Raw genomic sequence first — 1,211 nt, forward strand, 5'->3', positions numbered from 1 at the left:
TAGTAGGGCTTTGTTAGGTGGTGTCGTAGGTCTGCCATGGGGTGGGTTGTCGGCAGGTGGGGCAGGTGCCGGTCCAGGTGGTTAACAGGTGTTGGAGGAGGTCCAGGGCCTGGTAGAGGGTCAGGCCCTGGCAGGGACTTTTGGGCAGGACCGCTGTTCGGTCAGGAAGAGGTGGGCGGCGGTGACGAGGGTGACGTGGCGGTGCCAGCCGGTGAACGAGCGGCCCTCGAAGTGGTCGAGTCCGAGCGTCGTCTTCAGCTCGCGGTAGTCGTGTTCGATGCGCCAGCGCAGTTTCGCGAGGCGGACGAGATCGCGGGCGGGAAGGTCGGCGGGCAGGTTGGAGATCCAGTACTTGACCGGCTCGTTCTCTCCCTCGGGCCACTGGGCGATCAGCCACCGCAGTGCGATGACTCCGTTCGGGGCGGGTTTCGGCCGGCGGCCGGCGAGGCGGACCCGCAGGAACACGAAGCGGGCGGACATGGCGGCTTTCGAGCCCTTGCGCCAGGTGATCGCGACCGCACTGTTGCGTCCTGCGGCCAGGACGTGCTCGCGCAGGCTGACCGGGCGGGCGCGGTAGCGAGGCGACGGTCTGGGCCCGAGCCCGCCATAAGGCGGCTCGTAGGGCTCGGCGGTCTCGGCATGGGCCGTCATCTCGCCCTTGACCTGCAAGGCATAGGCCAGCCCGCGGTCTTCCAGGCCGTGGCGGAAGTCGGCATTCGCCCCGTAACCGGTGTCCGCGACCAGCACCGCCGGCCGCAGTCCGACCGCGGCCAGTTCATCGAGCATGTCCAGCGCGAGCTGCCACTTCGGCCGGTGATGCTCACCTTCGGGGATCCGGCAGCGGGCCCGCCGGTCCGCGGCCTCCGGCTGGTCCCAGCTGCCGGGCAGGAACAGCCGCCAGGACAACGGGCACGACGCGGTGTCGGAGGCCGCGTGCACACTGACCCCTATCTGGCAGTTCCCGACCTTGCCCAGAGTGCCGGAGTACTGCCGGGCCACCCCGGGCGAGGACGTTCCGTCTTTCGGGAACCCGGTGTCGTCCACCACCCACACCTGCGGCCGCACAACCGCCACCGCCCGGCGGGCCAGCCTGATGCGGACCGTGTCCACCGGCCAGGTCGACGAGGTCATGAACTGCTGCAACTGCTGATGGTCCACACCGAGGCGTCCGGCCATCGGCTGCATCGACTTCCGACGTCCGTCCAGCAGCA

At 69.4% G+C, this 1,211-nt stretch carries 1 protein-coding gene; it reads right to left on the reverse strand.

All coding sequences use genetic code 11. From position 1 onward, the window contains the following. Positions 1 to 120: 120 nt before the first annotated feature. The coding region (locus ACZ6MZ_RS33935) for an IS701 family transposase (RefSeq protein ID WP_469356441.1) at positions 121 to 1,211 on the reverse strand (1,091 nt) is incomplete at its 5' end.

It is taken from the genome of Streptomyces sp. NPDC042201, from assembly GCF_055582185.1.